The organism is Oceanobacillus limi (assembly GCF_900111445.1).
GTDB classification, from domain to species: domain Bacteria; phylum Bacillota; class Bacilli; order Bacillales; family Amphibacillaceae; genus Ornithinibacillus; species Ornithinibacillus limi.
In genome coordinates this window covers 171,433-188,238 of record NZ_FOHE01000002.1, presented here as the reverse complement: position 1 = coordinate 188,238, position 16,806 = coordinate 171,433, and the positions used below count along the sequence as shown (strand labels likewise).

20 protein-coding genes are annotated in these 16,806 nt (G+C 33.1%); 13 read left to right on the top strand and 7 right to left on the bottom strand.

The window, feature by feature from the left end:
* Nucleotides 1-16 precede the first annotated feature (16 nt).
* The 3 genes from BMX40_RS03260 (at nucleotide 17) to BMX40_RS03250 (ending at nucleotide 2,091) form a co-directional block, all read left to right on the top strand.
* Nucleotides 17-238 carry a YozE family protein gene (locus tag BMX40_RS03260; RefSeq protein ID WP_090866800.1) on the top strand — a complete coding sequence of 74 codons (222 nt, stop codon included), beginning with the start codon at nucleotides 17-19 and terminating at the stop codon, nucleotides 236-238.
* 291 nt (nucleotides 239-529) lie between these two features.
* A complete protein-coding gene (locus BMX40_RS03255) occupies nucleotides 530-1,087 on the top strand; it encodes a putative glycolipid-binding domain-containing protein (protein ID WP_170840648.1) in 558 nt (185 codons plus the stop codon).
* A 161-nt stretch (nucleotides 1,088-1,248) separates the two neighbouring features.
* A complete protein-coding gene (locus tag BMX40_RS03250; protein ID WP_090866796.1) occupies nucleotides 1,249-2,091 on the top strand; it encodes a nucleotidyltransferase in 843 nt (280 codons plus the stop codon).
* Between the two features lie 175 nt (nucleotides 2,092-2,266).
* On the opposite strand, the gene BMX40_RS03245 is transcribed toward BMX40_RS03250, so the two are convergent.
* Nucleotides 2,267-2,572 carry a YolD-like family protein gene (locus BMX40_RS03245; protein ID WP_090866794.1) on the bottom strand — a complete coding sequence of 102 codons (306 nt, stop codon included), beginning with the start codon at nucleotides 2,570-2,572 and terminating at the stop codon, nucleotides 2,267-2,269.
* Nucleotides 2,573-2,904: 332 nt separating this feature from the next.
* Here BMX40_RS03245 and vrrA point away from each other — a divergent pair, with 332 nt between their 5' ends.
* The 4 genes from vrrA (at nucleotide 2,905) to BMX40_RS03225 (ending at nucleotide 5,138) form a co-directional block, all read left to right on the top strand.
* Nucleotides 2,905-3,435, top strand: a complete 531-nt coding sequence (vrrA, locus tag BMX40_RS03240) for a VrrA/YqfQ family protein (protein ID WP_090866792.1) — start codon at nucleotides 2,905-2,907, stop codon at nucleotides 3,433-3,435.
* A gap of 77 nt (nucleotides 3,436-3,512) precedes the next feature.
* Nucleotides 3,513-4,472: a peptide-methionine (S)-S-oxide reductase MsrA gene (gene msrA, locus BMX40_RS03235; RefSeq protein ID WP_090866789.1), complete on the top strand. Its 960-nt coding sequence runs from the start codon at nucleotides 3,513-3,515 to the stop codon at nucleotides 4,470-4,472.
* 26 nt (nucleotides 4,473-4,498) lie between these two features.
* A complete protein-coding gene (locus BMX40_RS03230; RefSeq protein ID WP_090866786.1) occupies nucleotides 4,499-4,705 on the top strand; it encodes a DUF6501 family protein in 207 nt (68 codons plus the stop codon).
* 196 nt (nucleotides 4,706-4,901) lie between these two features.
* Nucleotides 4,902-5,138 carry a DUF362 domain-containing protein gene (locus tag BMX40_RS03225; RefSeq protein ID WP_090866784.1) on the top strand — a complete coding sequence of 79 codons (237 nt, stop codon included), beginning with the start codon at nucleotides 4,902-4,904 and terminating at the stop codon, nucleotides 5,136-5,138.
* A 30-nt stretch (nucleotides 5,139-5,168) separates the two neighbouring features.
* Here the strand turns inward: BMX40_RS03225 and BMX40_RS03220 are convergent, their stop codons facing one another.
* Nucleotides 5,169-5,441, bottom strand: coding sequence for an acylphosphatase (locus BMX40_RS03220; protein WP_090866782.1), 273 nt, complete (start codon nucleotides 5,439-5,441; stop codon nucleotides 5,169-5,171).
* Between the two features lie 140 nt (nucleotides 5,442-5,581).
* On the opposite strand from BMX40_RS03220, the gene BMX40_RS03215 reads away from it, so the two are divergent.
* From BMX40_RS03215 to BMX40_RS03200, 3 genes are all read left to right on the top strand, one after another.
* Nucleotides 5,582-7,123, top strand: a complete 1,542-nt coding sequence (locus BMX40_RS03215) for an FAD-dependent oxidoreductase (RefSeq protein ID WP_090866779.1) — start codon at nucleotides 5,582-5,584, stop codon at nucleotides 7,121-7,123.
* 319 nt (nucleotides 7,124-7,442) lie between these two features.
* Nucleotides 7,443-7,727, top strand: coding sequence for a hypothetical protein (locus tag BMX40_RS03210; protein ID WP_090866777.1), 285 nt, complete (start codon nucleotides 7,443-7,445; stop codon nucleotides 7,725-7,727).
* 951 nt (nucleotides 7,728-8,678) lie between these two features.
* A complete protein-coding gene (locus BMX40_RS03200; RefSeq protein WP_090866773.1) occupies nucleotides 8,679-9,134 on the top strand; it encodes a hypothetical protein in 456 nt (151 codons plus the stop codon).
* A 170-nt stretch (nucleotides 9,135-9,304) separates the two neighbouring features.
* Here BMX40_RS03200 and BMX40_RS03195 read toward each other — a convergent pair whose 3' ends face one another.
* On the bottom strand, nucleotides 9,305-9,733 hold the full coding sequence (locus BMX40_RS03195) for a DUF4179 domain-containing protein (protein ID WP_090866771.1): 429 nt from the start codon (nucleotides 9,731-9,733) through the stop codon (nucleotides 9,305-9,307).
* Nucleotides 9,734-10,092: 359 nt separating this feature from the next.
* Between BMX40_RS03195 and BMX40_RS03190 the strand changes: the two genes are divergently transcribed.
* Together BMX40_RS03190 and BMX40_RS03185 are read left to right on the top strand one after the other, a co-directional pair.
* Nucleotides 10,093-10,839, top strand: coding sequence for a class I SAM-dependent methyltransferase (locus BMX40_RS03190; RefSeq protein ID WP_090866769.1), 747 nt, complete (start codon nucleotides 10,093-10,095; stop codon nucleotides 10,837-10,839).
* Between the two features lie 20 nt (nucleotides 10,840-10,859).
* Nucleotides 10,860-11,411, top strand: a complete 552-nt coding sequence (locus BMX40_RS03185; protein ID WP_342028663.1) for a histidine phosphatase family protein — start codon at nucleotides 10,860-10,862, stop codon at nucleotides 11,409-11,411.
* A gap of 154 nt (nucleotides 11,412-11,565) precedes the next feature.
* On the opposite strand, the gene BMX40_RS03180 is transcribed toward BMX40_RS03185, so the two are convergent.
* A complete protein-coding gene (locus BMX40_RS03180; protein WP_090866765.1) occupies nucleotides 11,566-12,444 on the bottom strand; it encodes a LysR family transcriptional regulator in 879 nt (292 codons plus the stop codon).
* Between the two features lie 109 nt (nucleotides 12,445-12,553).
* Between BMX40_RS03180 and BMX40_RS03175 the strand changes: the two genes are divergently transcribed.
* Nucleotides 12,554-13,633, top strand: coding sequence for a citrate/2-methylcitrate synthase (locus BMX40_RS03175; RefSeq protein WP_090866763.1), 1,080 nt, complete (start codon nucleotides 12,554-12,556; stop codon nucleotides 13,631-13,633).
* Nucleotides 13,634-13,891: 258 nt separating this feature from the next.
* On the opposite strand, the gene BMX40_RS03170 is transcribed toward BMX40_RS03175, so the two are convergent.
* From BMX40_RS03170 to BMX40_RS20080, 3 genes are all read right to left on the bottom strand, one after another.
* Entirely contained in the window at nucleotides 13,892-14,314 is a 423-nt protein-coding gene (locus BMX40_RS03170; RefSeq protein ID WP_090866761.1) for a GrpB family protein, read from the bottom strand.
* A gap of 677 nt (nucleotides 14,315-14,991) precedes the next feature.
* Complete coding sequence (locus tag BMX40_RS03160; protein WP_090866757.1) at nucleotides 14,992-15,747, bottom strand: hypothetical protein; 756 nt, start codon at nucleotides 15,745-15,747, stop codon at nucleotides 14,992-14,994.
* A gap of 747 nt (nucleotides 15,748-16,494) precedes the next feature.
* Nucleotides 16,495-16,710: a hypothetical protein gene (locus tag BMX40_RS20080; protein WP_211753611.1), complete on the bottom strand. Its 216-nt coding sequence runs from the start codon at nucleotides 16,708-16,710 to the stop codon at nucleotides 16,495-16,497.
* Nucleotides 16,711-16,806 lie beyond the last annotated feature (96 nt).

Sequence of the window (16,806 nt, the reverse complement as noted above, 5' to 3'; positions counted from 1 at the left end):
TAAGGAGGAGAAGCATTTGAGATCTTTTTATCATTTTATGATGTCCTATCGCGGAAAGAAAACACCAGATGATCAAAGTAAGCTAGCAGACTGGATGTTTCAGGATCACAATTTTCCTAAACATGCAACCTCCTATGATGAAGTCAGTAATTACTTGGAGTTATATAGTCCTTTTATGAATGCCATCACTGTGTTTGATGATTTATGGGATGTGTATCAACAAGTTGAGAAGGATTAGAAGGGCTATTCAATGAATTAATAGTATATTTTGAAACAGGGATGCTATCCATGATGTGGTTAGCATCCCTGTTTTTGTTGATATATTAATTGTTTTAATATCATAATGGTTATTAACTGTTCAATTTATGTACAACGGTCGATGCTCTATATGTAAAAACCTATCTATATTGCAGAAAATAATAATGACTCAGAAGTTTGAAGGGATTTATGTTAATATGTGATGTGAAGAATCACATAGGAGTTCATGCGAAGGGTATAAAAGCACCAAGAAATTATTGGGGGGATGTACATGGGTAAAAAAGTAGTTTGGAATAACGATGAACTATTTGGTTGCGAGTACCTTACCTTAAAGAGGACCACCGAAAATCTCGTTGTTCAAAGTACAGTAATATACGTAGATGAAAAAACGGATAATGCTCATAATTTGGATTACAACGTTGAATTAGATAAACACTGGCTAACTAAGAAGCTAAGTATTAATGTTGATAATATTGATAGATTAGAATTACATACTGATCGAGAAGGAAACTGGTTTAATAGTGATGGAGAAATAATTGGAAGTCTTAATGGTGCCATTGACATAGATATTTCAGCTACTCCTTTTTCCAACTCTTTACCAATTAATAGAATTAATTGGAGAATTAATCAAATAAAATACTTTCATATGGTCTATATATCAGTTCCATCTTTAGAAATAAAAAAGGTACCCCAATCCTATCATTACATTCGTAAAGAAGGTGAATTAAGATATTTCAAATATCGTTGTTATGATTATGAGACAATAATTAGTGTCGATTCCAATGGGTTAGTTGTTGATTATCCAAATATATTTAGTAGGGTCTTTTAATTTTTATATTGTAATTCAATTTACTTAAATGAACGGCTACAATAGCTTAACAAGTCGATTATAGTTGAACATTTAGTTTGATGATACCATCCCGATTTTGGAAGTACTTTAATTTGAAAATATGATAGTAAAGAAATTTATGCAAGCAAAGGGGAGATTCGTTGACGCAAATAAAGAATATAGGGAGTTTTTGTCAAACAGATGCTAAAGGTTATATAATAAATAATTCAAAGTTAAGTAATATAAACTCTGAATTTTGCAAGGTGATCGAAGAGGTAATAGAAAATTACCAAATTCATTTAAAAGAAAATTTACATAGTATATATATTAGGGGTTCAATCCCTCGTGGACTAGGTATAAAAAGTGTTTCAGATTTAGATACAATCGCAATTACGAACAACAATACAATTGTTACAGATATGATGTGGGTGGACAAGATTGAATATGAATTGAACAAAAAATACAATTGTATTAATGGAGTGGAATTTAGTTTCTATCACATTCAAGAGATATTGAATACTACTACGTTTTCAATAATTCCATTTATGATAAAGACACATAGTGTTTGTGTATTTGGGGAAGATATAAAGGATTATTTACCTCATTTTAAAGCAGATAAAACACTCGGTAATGAACATCTTATCAATTTGAAAAATCAAGTTAACCAGGCAAAAGAGGACCTTGTTGGTAATGAGGATATTGAAGATATTTTAGATTGTTGTGGTTGGATTATGAAAATCATAGTTAGGGCAGGGCTAGCACTTGTAATAGAGAAAGAGCATCGATATACAAGAGATTTATTCCCGGCATACAAAGTATTTTCTAAATACTATCCAGAGAAAGAATCTAACATGAAACTCGCACTTAAATATGCGATTAACCCTGTAGGAAACCCAAATAATATAATTGACTTTTTAGAGGAGTTCGGAAATTGGATGATAAATGAGTCTGAAAAGTGGATACAAATTCACAATCCTAAAAGGTTACGTAAAATGGAAATATAGATAAAACATATTGTTTCTCTGTAAGATATTTCGCTGAACAAGAGGATTTACATATGATGTTTAAAACGCTCAGATTTTTTCTGAGCGTTTCTGCTTACTACTTCATATTGCTAATTAGCTGTTTTGTGATCGTATTTTCTTTTTAGCTAAATCCTTATCATGTGAGGGCTGCTTTTTATTCCACAGAAAGAATATTTTCAAATGAAAAGGTATGACGATTTAATTTGATTGTTTTTTCCATTTTATTGATTTGAACCGATCCTGAATATTTTTGTATAATCCCATCTTCATATACGGACACTTCAATAGTACTTCCTTGTTCATCAGCATGAATTAATTGTTGATTTATATGTTCTATTTCCTGTTCATCTAAAATAGGTTTAGTTACTTTTTTATTGCTTTCATGTATTCCCCTTAACAGCTCTACATGCTCTGGGAGCATTAAGGATGTCCATTTAATTGAACCTCTATCATTGACCATTGGAACACCTCCCATATTATTATACACGAACATTCGTTCTTTAATCAACTGTAAAAAGTGGAGGATAAAATAATATTTTTTATATTTTTCGAACTTTTTCGACTCCTTTTGTACTTATTATCATAAAAAATGTTGTTTCTTGCGGTTGCCCGGGAAATATGTGCTGGCTTTTGATCATATTTCCTAATTGTTTATAAATAATTTGCATACCGTTATTTTCGCCTACACCCATTTACTTCGTTCTTCGTACAATAAGAAGGAAACATATAATAATAGTTGAAGATTAATGAATAATATAGTGTGCTAAATTTTAATGGGGGAGGGGAATAAATATGGTTTTTCCACCACAGAGACCAACAAACTTCCAAGGTGGTATGGGACCAGGAAATTTTATGTTTCCACACCACACAATGAATCAAATGAATCAAATGCCACAGGGTGGTTTGCAAGGAATTATTCAACGTTTTTTACAACCCAATTCTTCTGTTACAGGAACGGCTGCCAATAGTGTTGGAGGATTATCTAACACGCTCAATAATGTTCAACAGGTATTAAAAATGGTAGAACAGACAGCACCAGTTGTTCAACAATATGGACCAATGGTAAAGAATTTACCTGCGATGTTTAAAATGATGAAAGCTCTAAAGGATTATGAAAGTACAGATGAAGATGGAAGTGAAGCAGAAAGTTCAACATTAGAAAGCTTAAGCCTAGAGAGTTCACTCACGGAGAGTTCGAAGGATGAATTGGAAAGCATGTTAGAAAGTTCGAGTTATTCTCCAAGTCAAAAGTCTAGTGAAGATACCATTAAGAAAAAGAAAAGAAGCGGTAATGGAGACTCTACACCCAAATTATTTATATAAAACAAAACACCCCACTTGATTTTTAAAGCAAAAACGTGAAAAATGAAGATAGAATTCTTATATTTGGAGGTAGTGACATGGCTACAACTGAAATAGCAACATTTGCAGGTGGGTGTTTTTGGTGTATGGTAGAACCGTTTGATCAACGTCCTGGTATCATTGACGTTGTTTCTGGATATACAGGTGGATCGATCGAGAACCCAACCTATGAACAAGTATGCTCGAATACGACAGGGCATGTAGAAGCAGTTCAAATTACATTTAACCCTGAAGTTATTCCTTATGAATACCTAGTAGAGACTTTTTGGCAGCAAATTGATCCAACAGACCCAGGAGGTCAATTTAATGACCGGGGAGAATCGTACCAAACAGCGATTTTTTATCACAATGATAATCAAAAACAAATTGCTGAGCGTTCGAAGGAAAAACTCGATCGTAGTGGAAAGTTCTCTAAGCCCATCGTAACAAAAATCCTTCCAGCTAAACCATTTTATGAGGCTGAAGAGCAACATCAGGACTATTACAAAAAGCAATCATTCCATTACCGTTTATACAAGAAGGGATCTGGAAGAGAGGATTTTATTAAAAAAAATTGGAAAATGGATAAAGGTAATTTAACAGAACAACTAACTCCCATTCAATACCATGTGACACAGGAAAATGGCACGGAGCAACCATTCCAAAATGAATATTGGAATAATGAAGAGGAAGGAATTTATGTCGATGTCGTATCTGGCAAACCTTTATTTTCTTCAACTGATCAATATGATGCTGGGTGCGGATGGCCAAGCTTTACGAAGCCAATTGATCGCTATGAGATAGAAGAGAATACGGATACATCCCATGGAATGATCCGTACGGAAATACGTAGTAAAACAGCTGATTCACATCTTGGACATGTATTTGATGATGGCCCAACTGATCAAGGCGGCTTACGGTATTGTATGAACTCTGCTGCGATGCGCTTTATTCCAAAGGAACAGATGGAGGAAGAGGGATACGGTCATTACTTATATTTATTTAAAAACAATAGTTGAAATGCATAAATTGGAGGAAAATTAAAATGATTCATTATAACTGGGATACAAAATCAACCATTAAACAGATTGAATGTGTTCACGCAGATGCGAAAAAATTTATCGTTCATAATAAATTAACGCCTGGAAAAAAATACGATGTTAAAAATGAAACAGATGAGTTTTATTTTATCATCGATAATAGTGATCGTATTGGCGGTTTTCTAAAAGAATACTTTAAGGAAGTAAAATAACAGGCTGATGTGGCCTGTTATTTTTTTGTCCTAACCTACATAAACTACAGTTAATGGAAACATTTAAAAGGAATGAGAAGTTACAAAAAGGTGAATATACGATTAAATACTTGAAAGAAAATAGGATGTTCGGTAGTATATAATTACTATATTATGCCATTATTGAGGTTAATTGTTGATACAAGGAGGGGTCCACATGGCTTTTGTAATTACATCACCCTGTAAAACAGAAAAAGCGGGTGAATGTGTAGAAGTATGTCCGGTTGATTGCATTGAAGAAGGAAAAGATATGTTTTATATCGATCCTGATATTTGTATAGATTGTGGTGCGTGTGAAGCAGTATGTCCGGTTGAAGCGATCTATATGGAAGACGAAGTACCGGAAGAAGAGAATGAATATATTGCTCTAAACCGTAAATTTTTCGAAGAGTGATTTAGAGAAACCGCTACTTGGGTAGCGGTTTTAGTGTTTTATATGAAATTCTTGATATCCTACTTCTTTGTCTAAGGGAGTTAGGATCATATCTGTAACCTTTATCGCTGGATGAAAGCCCCTTTTTAGCTCACTTAGAAAGGAATCCATTTCACTCTTTTTTCCTTCTACTTCGATTTCAACCGTTCCATCAAGCTTATTTTTTACCCAGCCGCAAAGATTGTGCTTAACAGCGTATTGTTTTGCGGAAAATCGAAATCCTACCCCTTGCACTCTCCCGTGGATTATACCATGTATTCTCATATTGATATCCTCCCTATTTCAAGCAAGTCCTACTCTAATTATTACATGTTATCAAGTAAAAAGAAAACTATTTCACTAACGTCATGTATTTTCTATATCTGGTAATACTAATCGTATCTAGAGTAAAAGGAGCGATTAAAATGGTAGAGCAACCAAAAATTCCAGAATACCCGGAATCTTACTGGCGAGACTCTGTGAAACAACTACCTCATTTTTCTCAGTTACAAGAATCGATTCGTACGGAAGTGGGGATTGTTGGAGGTGGCATAGCTGGTATTACCACAGCATATTTATTGTCTAAACAAAATGTTAAGGTTACTTTATTAGATGCTGATGAGCTTTTAAATGGAACAACAGGACATACAACAGCTAAAATTACCGCTCAACATGGAATTATTTACGATGAATTCATACAGCATTTTGGCCTAGAGAAAGCATTGCAGTATTACCAGGCTACGACAGAAGCAAAAGAATTAATAGAAAAACATATAGATGAACTGGGAATCAATTGTGATTATACAAAAGAGGATGCATACATTTATACGAATTCAGACGACTACATATCACAATTAGAAACTGAGAAAAAAGCATATGATCAATTAGAAATTGATAGTGATTTACTTGATGATATTCCTTTGGATGTGCCGCTGAAATCTGCACTCGTCATGAAGAATCAAGCGCAATTCCATCCATTGAAATATTTAACGGAATTAGTAGAGGAAGCTAAGAACAATGGGGTCCAGTTTTTCGAAAACACAACAGCTATTGATGTGGAATATAATAAAAATCCATCAATTATCACAAAGGAGGGGAATCGAGTCACATGTGAGCATGTAGTTGTTGCTTCACATTTCCCTTTTTATGATAGACAAAGTTTTTATTTTGCCCGAATGTACCCAGAGCGCTCCTATGTTTTGGGAGCGAAAATGAAGCAGGAGTTTCCTGGTGGAATGTATATTAATGCGGAGTCACCTACAAGGTCAATTAGAACTACTACATTGAATGGTGAAAGGTTATGGCTTATTGGTGGAGAAAACCATAAGACTGGACAAGGAAAGTCAACGATTGAACATTATAATGCATTAAAAGATTTTGCCAATAATATGTTTGAAGTTGAAGAAATACCGTATAGGTGGTCAGCACAAGACTTAACAACAATTGATAAACTTCCGTATATTGGACAAGCCACGGAAGGAGAGGAAAATGTATTTGTTGCAACCGGATTCCGAAAGTGGGGGATGACGAATGGTACGATTGCAGCAAAAATACTAACGGATAAAGTCGTTCACGGAAAAAGTAAATATGAGGATTTATATTCACCTACTAGATTCCAAGCGGATCCTACTCTAAGGAAATTTACAAGTATTAATGCAGATGTAGCCAAGCATATGATAAAAGGCAAGTTAGAATTTGGCCATAGAGGTATCGAAGAACTATCTGCAGGTGATGCTACTGTAACGAGAATAAACGGAAAACGTGCAGGAGTGTATAAAGATAAGGATAATAAAGTATACGCATTAGATACAACCTGCACCCATATGAAATGTGAAGTAGAATGGAATTCTGGAGATCGAACCTGGGATTGCCCATGTCATGGATCAAGGTTCAGTTATAAAGGGGATGTATTGGAAGGACCGGCCAAAAAACCGTTACCGATAGTTGATGTTCGTCCAAATAAATAAGGTTCGAAATACAAACAATGGACCATTATAACGAGATGTAGCTATGTAGATTTTCCGTTTAGCAGTGCATACTATCCTTCTCATACAAATTCGCACAGTAATTCAAAATGAATTCACTGTGCGAATTTATTTTAATAACAAGTTTTTCAATAACTTTAATTGCGAGCTTCTCGTATATAGAATAAATACTTTAGATAGAGTGAATTAAATGTGAAAATGATAACCAAGAATTTTATGTTAGAATTTAACTAGATATTGTGAAACACTAACGCCACAGGTTAGTTGAAAGTCTTTTAACAACGGAAAGGGGTGACGATTTGTGTTAAATCAAATAAGGAAATTCCTTAGTAAAGGTAACGAAATCCGTTTTGAGTTAGATACATGGCATAAGTGGTATAAGGAACCTAAGAAATTTCATGAAGAAGTCGTATCACATCTTGAAAAAGAAGGGAAAAAAGTTCAGACAATATTTATTGTTAAAAATATAACAAGTAATAAAGTTTCTGACTTACTCATTGATGACGTGCACTATGAACTTACTGTTGAAACTATTACGTTTTTAGGTCCGGCTCAACGCGTTGTTTTAAAGGGAATTTTAAACTAAAATTATCAATTGATGACGATTTAAAAACTATTTGTGTAATCATAAAAGAAAGTGGAGTTTTACAATGGATATTTTATTTCCTATTGGCTTAGGATTTGTAATAAATGTAGTCGTTTTTATTATTTCTAGAATTTTAAAACAAAACAATAGTAGGTCATTCCTAATTTGTTTCATAGCTTTTTTAGCAGTTCTTTTGACATCATTTATAATTGGTTCTTGGTTGGGAATGGGTATTGGTGTCATTAGTTTAGGTATGTTAATTTTCGTGATTATGATCGGTATCATGCATTTCTTTTTTACGAAATAGACTTCAGATATTAATTTGACTCTGAGTGTACGCAATACAAAGGGGAAGGTGGCTTTTATGAAGGTGACACTTATTCATACAGGATATTTCTTTGCTCTTCTATTCCCTTCTTTCGTATCTTTTTTTGTAATACTTGGTGCAGGGTTTGGGGGCAATAGTAACATATTTAGCTTAACCTATTTTAAGTGGTTTATAAACTAATATTAGCACCAAAAACGGTATAAGTAACTAAAAATGTAACTTTGATTTTGGGAATGGGTTTTGGTTCCTGAAATAAATAGAAAAGGATTATTTTCCAAAGGATTAATCCCTAGTTCCATAAACGACCGTTTTTGGTGCCTGATTGCGTGTGATTTATTAATAAAGTTTAATCATTTTTAAAAAAGTTGCACACGTTTTTTCCTATGGATATGACTATAAAGGGGGTGTTTTTATAATAAAAAGATATAAAAATAGATGTAGGGGGTACTTATTGAATCAAAGTTATAAATATTCAAGTTTGTTTTAATATAATTGCAGGAATATTACAATAATACGTCGAAGTACTAATACAACACCTAAAATGAAAGGAGGCTATTGTCATACAACATGATTTTCTATGTTTGTAAGACGAATCACAATTTAAAGTTTAGGGAGATGTTACTATGAAAAAGTTTAAAGTGTTTGTTCTTGCATCACTTATTGCCTTATTAGTTCCGACTTCTGCATTTGCTTCTACTGATAATCTAGCACCTATATCTTCTAAGAATACCGCATTAAGTGATCCTTCTGGTTGGCAATTTAAAGGTTCTGATGAAGTGAGCCTTTATGTTGGCGGAAGTACTAGTAGCGGTTGGGTTACGAGTGAAGGTGGGAATGCCCAAGTTCGTGTTAGAAATATTTCTTCTGCTAACTGCTATACATTTTCATTATGGGAATATGATCCAAATAATGCAAATGATCAAATTAGTCAAAAGAAACGTTATTGTGGAGAACAAGACTTAACAATCTACGATATAAGTGGTTGGAAAGATGGTTCGGATAATGATCTTGAAATTTATGCGAAATTAGAACAACCAGGCACCAATGATAGCAGTGTATATTTATACTTTTATGATTGATAACTAACATTGTTATTTTATAAGATGCTGTCTCAAAAGGTTCGCCTGAGTTGATTAAATCCCAAAAAAAACATCCCGTATCACTAAAAAAGTGGTGCGGGATGTTATCTATTTAACATTGAATTTATTAGTTAAAATTTACTTTAAACTTTCGGGACAGCCTATGCGTTTTATTCAACTTTAAAATCTACGGTCCATTGTCCTTCTTTATCTAATATAACGTCAGTATTAAATTTCACACTAAATGGTTTATCTTTTGTGTTAGGCATGTCTAATTTTACTGTTCCTTGATATTTTTGATTGTTGACTTTTTTATACCATTGAGTACTTCCCTCATTTATTCGCTTTTTGTCAATAAAAACATCTGGGGTTTCAATTAAACTTGAAGTTTTGTCGATATGGTTAGATCCATTTGTCTGTACAGTAAAGTTCACGATTAGTTCGTGTCCGTTTACGGAATAATTATCCACTGTAAGTTTAATATCTTTATCTGTTGCTGATTGATTTACATTATTTTTATGTGTTTCATCTGCGGAAATAAAACCTGTGCTAATGAATAAACAAGAAAATAATGTGATTACCATAAAATAATATTTCATCTTTGCACCACCTACTTTTATTTTTATAATAACCATCATTTTTTTTTTTTATTCATTTTTTATTTTAAGGTGGCTTTTGTTATTGCAAAAACAACCGAATTTGATAAAAGCGACGGTGAATTAATGGGTTACACTAAAACGCACTCTTAAAAACAAAATTTCATCGACACAGACAAAAATCATTTTTGGTTGTCTTAGCGTAAACAAAACATGAAATTTTCTTGTCAGAACTCACTTACCGTACAAAATTTCCGAAATGTTGGCGGTACCCCATTACAAGAGAAATCCGTTTAATGTTAAGAATCCCGTTTAGGTTGATCTGGATAGGTAGGAAATGTGTAAAGGGGGAGGGGATTGTATTGAAGCAAAATATCTATGATAATCCAACGTTTTTTAATGAATATAAAAAGCTTCGTGAAAGTGGAATAACATACAATGACTTCATCGAACAACCGGCAGTAAAATCAGCTATTTCCTGTTTGGAAGGTAAAACTGTTTTAGACTTGGGATGTGGAACTGGAGAGTTTGTAAGATATTGCTTGGAGAATAAAGCTTCTTATGTATTAGGGGTGGATATTTCCAAAAAAATGATCGAACAAGCAAAAATAAAAACGGAAAACGGAAAAGCTGATTTCATTTGTGCACCTATTGAAGATATAAATATAACCGACCAAAAGTTTGACGTCATTATTAGTTCTTTAGCCATTCATTATATTGAAGATTACGATGGCCTAATTAATAAGGTTCGTAATCTATTAAACTATGATGGTGTATTTATTTTCTCAACCGAGCACCCTATTGTTACTGCTCGTAAAGAAATGGATAATTGGATAAAAGATGGAGAAGGGAATAAATTATATTGGGCATTAGATGATTATCATGAAGAAGGGAAAAGAGAGCAGCATTGGTACATAGAAGGTGTGATTAAATATCACCGAACGATTTCAACTCTAGTTAATACATTAATAACTAATGGTTTCAAAATAGAAGAAATTCAGGAACCACAATCAACTTCTGAGGGATTAAATAAAATGCCAAAATTAGTGAATGAGAAGCGGAGGCCATCCTTCATTGTAATAAAAGCACAAAAAAGCTGTGTTACCTGATTAGCAGTTAAAAACTAGGGGTGGTTTTTTTGAAAAAAATATATGTAATTAGACACTGTAAAGCTGAAGGACAGCTTCCTAATGCACAGCTTACCGAGGAGGGGCGGGAACAAGCAAAGAAACTAGCAGAATTTTTTTCGGGTCAAGATATTGACCGCATTATTTCTAGCCCATTTCAACGGGCTATCCAATCGATTGAGCCACTATCTAAAGCATTACATATAGAAATTGAATTGGATCAACAGTTGACCGAAAAAGTATTAAGTAACAAAGATATGTCTGATTGGTTATTAAAATTAAGGGATACATTTACAGACATGACATTAAGGTTCGATGGTGGGGAATCAAGTCAAGAAGCGATGAACCGAATAGCTGGTGTAGTTAACCGGCTGTTTGATGATGATAAAAGTAATGCTGTTATTGTAACCCATGGTAACTTATTGGCTCTGTTACTAAAATATTATAATGATGAATTTGGTTTCGAAGATTGGAAAAAACTTAGTAATCCTGATGTATTTCAACTAACCAAACAAGCAAACTCTGTTACTTATGAAAGGTTATGGATTGAATAAATTGATTTGATAGATAGGGCTAGGAACAAGGATGTGATTTCCTTGTTTGTACGATGTATTACAAATATAACTGTCAAGATCTAAGCATACGTCATAGAGGCATGGCGTATGCTATCCTATTACTCGTTATTATAAAATTGTCTTGACCATTTTGTTAACTATAGTAAACATTAGTGATAAAGTCCGTAAGCTCATTATCGACAACGTGTTCATGTTTGTAGATGATATACATAGCTGCCTTAGGAGGAGTGAAAGCGTTTATTGGTATCTCTAACAATCTACCTTCCATTAATTCCTTATGGATAATAGATTTAGGAAGAAAACTTACTCCTATTCCTTCCAGTACAAATCGCTTTGTTATATGAGATTGATTCACTTTCATAAAACGAAGATTTGGAATCAACTCATTTAGTTGTCTTTTTAACGCATCCCAATAGACTGGGTGATTATCTGTAAAAATTATATTTTCTTCTAGTAAATGTACTGCATCAATGATTGGGCCTGACTCAGCATCATATCCGTCGTGTTTACAAATAAGACTTACAGGCTCCTCATGAAATTTAATAGATGTAATATTTGCATAACCGGGCATACAAGATAAACCAAGATCCACTTCACGGCTCTCGACTGCTTTGATTAAGTCAATAGATTCCTTCACACTAATGGAGAATTCTACGTTTGGATGTAAATCAATGTATTTATGAATTACCGAAGGAAGAATTGTATCCGCAAGCATAGGGGAGATGCCAAGACGAATCGTTTTAAGAAACCCTTGTTTGTGTCGATTAAGAGCTGCTTTACTTTTATTATACTGATCTACGAGCTTTTTGGCTTCATGATAAAACACCCTCCCATATTCAGTTAAATAAACATTTCTCCCTTGTTTGATAAATAATTTGTCTCCTAACTCTTTTTCGAGTTGTCTAATTTGGAACGTTATAGCTGGTTGTGTGATGAATAATCTCTCGGCAACGATACGAAAATTTTCATGCTCCGCAGCCAAAATAAAAGTCTGTACCGATTTCATATCCATAAAATCAACTCCATTAATAAAATATATTTATCATTATACTAAAAATTATTAAATTTTAATAATCATTTATGGAGTTTATAATGAAAGGAGAAGGGAAGGGGAGGTAATTATGTATCAACCAGGTTTAAAGGGTGTTATTGCAACAGAAACGGAAATAAGTTTTATTGATGGAGAGCAGGGAACGTTATTGTATCGAGGACTTCCAGCATATACCTTTGTACAGTACTATACTTTTGAAGAGACAGCGTTTTATATATTGTATGGAAAGTTTCCGAACGAATCCGAATGCGATCAATTTGAATCTAAACTTGTCAATAACCGACATATTCCAAAGTACGTTAAAAAGATTATGGATCAATTGCCTGAAAACCTAGGTATTATGGATGTACTGCGAACGACGATTTCATCTTTGGATATGAATGAGGAAGAGGCAGAACTGAAACTAATTGCAGTTATCCCAACAATTATCAGTTACCGCTATAGAAAAATGAAAAAATTGCAGGAGGTAGAGCCGGATCCTTCGATTCATAGCCATGTTGAGAATTTTGTTTATATGTTAACTGAAAAAAAGGAGAAAAATGTTGTTGCTATTCTTGAAACATATCTAATTCTAACAATGGAACACGGATTAAACGCTTCAACATTTGCTGCAAGAGTCACTATTTCAACAAAAAGTGATCTGATTGCAGCAATAACAAGTGCACTAGGTACAATGAAAGGCCCTTTACACGGTGGTGCGCCAACAGGTGTCATACGTTTATTGGATGAAATAAATACAATCGACCGTATCCATGATGTGATTTTGGCAAAATTGAAGAAAAAGGAACGCATCATGGGATTCGGGCATCGGGTTTATAAAACAGTCGATCCACGCGCGACAGCTTTAAAAGATACGATTACAAATATGGATGAAGTCCCATTATGGATGGAATTAGCAATTGAAACAGAGCGTGAAACAATTAAATTATTGAATGAATATAAACCAAACCAGAAGCTTTATACAAATGTAGAATATTATGCAGCTGCAATTATGAAAACATTAGACATAGATTCTGAATTATTTACAGCAATATTTAGTTCAAGCAGAATTGTCGGCTGGTGTGCACATGCGATTGAACAATCCAACAACAATACCATTTACAGGCCGGCTGTAAAATATGTTGGAAAAAATAACCCAAACGCACGTTGAGCTTCAATGTGCGTTTTTTTTAATTTTGTCTCACTATCTTAAGTATACTTTGAAATTGAGATTAAGTTACCCCTTTTATCAATAACTTCCGATAATGTATATTATGTAAACTAGGGGAAAGTTATGTTTCTTAATTTTACTTTGTTGCAGTGGTTTCATTTCTACATACGAGATGTTATTTGTGTAACTCTTTTTTATGTTCAAGCCCCCTTTAGTTAAATAGTGAGATGCAAAATAAAAATTGAGCAGTCGCCGCATTTAGTTAAATAGCACCTTATTTATAAATTCTGTTTTTGCTTCGGTATATCCCTCTCGGTCATTATTAAATTCCTTTGCTAATTGTCTCTTAATAGTAGCGTATTCTTCAACAAGGTGTGCATTAGTTTTTAATTTATCTCGAAATTTAAGTTGTTTTGCCCAACGTTCTTCTCCCTCCTCCATTAGATGTAAATGAGCAACTCGTTTATGTTTCAGATATTCCGTTAGTTTCTTCTGAATTGAATCTGTGATTTGAACCGTATTGATTTTCTTCTTATTCTTTGCCTTGTCAATGACAAGATGATCAAAATTAATTTGTAATACGGTGAGCTTACATAGTTCATTTGCTCTTAACCCTACAATTTTTTGTGGTAAAATAATCAAAAAGTATTGTTGAAAAAAAGGGTCTAAATCAAAAAACACTTTAAACAGCTTTAAACATTCCTGTTCACTTAATGCTCTGTTTTGAAAGGATTCATAGTATTTTAACCTTGTAGAATGTAGAAAAGGTAGTATTAAGCTTGATGATTGAGCAAAACTTCCGAATGTCCCTCGTAGAACCGTCCCTGTTTGTTAAACCATTTATGTTATAATAAACATAATCCTATAAAGAGTCGGCTTTTAACATCATTTACTTGAAGAAAGGATGGGTTTTGGTGAAGGATAATATTGTTGAGTTCATTTTTAACGATAAAAAATTCAAAAAAACTAGAGTCTTTATATCAATTATTCTTTTTGTTTCAATTTATTATTTAGCTTACATCCTAGTCGAACCTTCTTTAGTAATTAAATTTGTGTTTATACCAGTGTTCATGTTTTTTTTTATGTTATACCTATTAAAAATCATATGGTACAACAAAGTGGAAAATAATAAGACAAGTAAGATGGATTGGGCAGCAGTTTTTGTTCTTTTTATAGTTTTACTAGTCTGTAAGGATTATTTAAACTAAAAGTGGATTACTAAAAAGCGCTATCATGTACAATTGTAGCATAAATAGGAGTGTAGAACGTTAAATATTCGAAATTCCTTCTGGATACATACAAAAGATCAGAGAATGCATTCCCTGATCTTTTGTATGTATTTCTTAATATATTGTATTTTATTCATACCAAATTTCTCGATTCCACATAGGGCCCCTTTCACGTTTTGTTGTTGTTTCTAAAATACCTCTATAATCGTTAGTTCTATATCCTGTATAGATTGTTTTTGTGTTCGTCCAATCATCGGTATGATAATAAAGTTGTTCTGACCAATATGCGGTACTTTTCCCTGTGGCATCCAAATAAGTTTTAAAAGCTAAAACTAGGCCAACCCATGCTGGAAGCCCCACTACCATCGCAATAAAAGCTAGTGTAAGTCCTTGACTTGCTTGTCGAACCATCTCATTATAATAGCGAGTGCCTTGCCATTCCCATGGAGACCAATCATCAGTGGGATGTACCAGTCCATGGCCAAGACTTTCTTTTGTAACAGTCTCTATTGTTACATCAAAAAATTCTTTAGCATCTGTATTTATATTAGTTACTGATAGTTTATCATCTTCTTTATCAACTAAAAATTTTCCTTCAGTATTTGTAACAATATGATAATATTCTCCATCTTTAAGATAGGACTCTACATACTCAACCTCTTTAGTTTCTAAGGTAGTAATTTTTAACTTTGAATATTCACTGGACTTCTCTATCGTTTCATACTTGTGTTCTTCGGTGTATATAATATCACTAACACTACTGCTATCTGATGATACTGAAGTAGCGCTGACTGTTGAACTAATCGTGGAGAAGAGCATCATAAAAACTATGAAACTAACTAAAAAATTTTTTTTAAAACCTTTTCCTTTTAAAATATTAATCATCTCCTTACTGTATTTGTATCAAAATTAACACATGAATTACCTTAAAACAATAATAATTCTAAATATTGCTAAAAACAATTAAATAGGACTAGTCATTTTATAATAAAATCTAGTTTAAGAGATAGTAATAAAGAATTAAGTTCTCCTGAATTTGTGTCCATGTAAATGACAAAATACTTTGAAATTAATTATAAAAAATAAAAGTAGTGATGAAATATTTTTATAAAAGTAAGAGACTGGGACAAAACCGAGTAAATAATAAGCGTATTCCTTACCGTTTTTTGATAGTAAGGAATACGCTTATTATTTTGCTTACGTTTTGATAATACTACATAGAGAGTTTACACTGATTCATCTGAATTACAGAAACATGGCATTTTTTGGTTTGACTTTTGCTAGTGTAGCCTGAAGAGATTATGATATTTTGCGATTTAAATTGGATAGAGGAATTAGAGAATTCTAGATGGGCGAAACACCCACGTAAAAAATATTTTGTGGAATACATTCAAAAAGCGAAAAATCGATTTAAAGAAAATTATCCTTGATATGAAACTTACTATTAATTACGCTGATCAGAGTGAAAAGTACTTTAACCCCTACTACTGTAAACAGGCACATTATTTCAGCACCCCATTTCCGATTTTGTTCGGCGAGAAATCTGAATTAATGTGCTAATTTTTTCAATTTATTTCGGAATATGCAGAACTCTGGTCAGAATAATCCAGTTTCAAATTCAAAAAGAGAACCCTAAAAAGGGTCCTCAACTTTCATGAAATGTTCTAACTCAACTCTTACTTTATAAACTTCCTTCATATGGAGTACTACTTTTATCTCTCCTTCTAAGGTGACAAACCAATCAAAGTCTTTTTCAATGATTGCTTTAAAATATTGCCTTTTGATTAAAAGATCAAAGGTAAAATCATAAAAAAACTCCCCCCATGTAATATGCAAAAAATTTAGCACATTACTTCAGAGAAGTACAGAAACTATACTGAGGGAATTTGAAAATTATTCAGCTTTTTACGAGGATATATTGTGGAAGTTTACACTACTACGTAG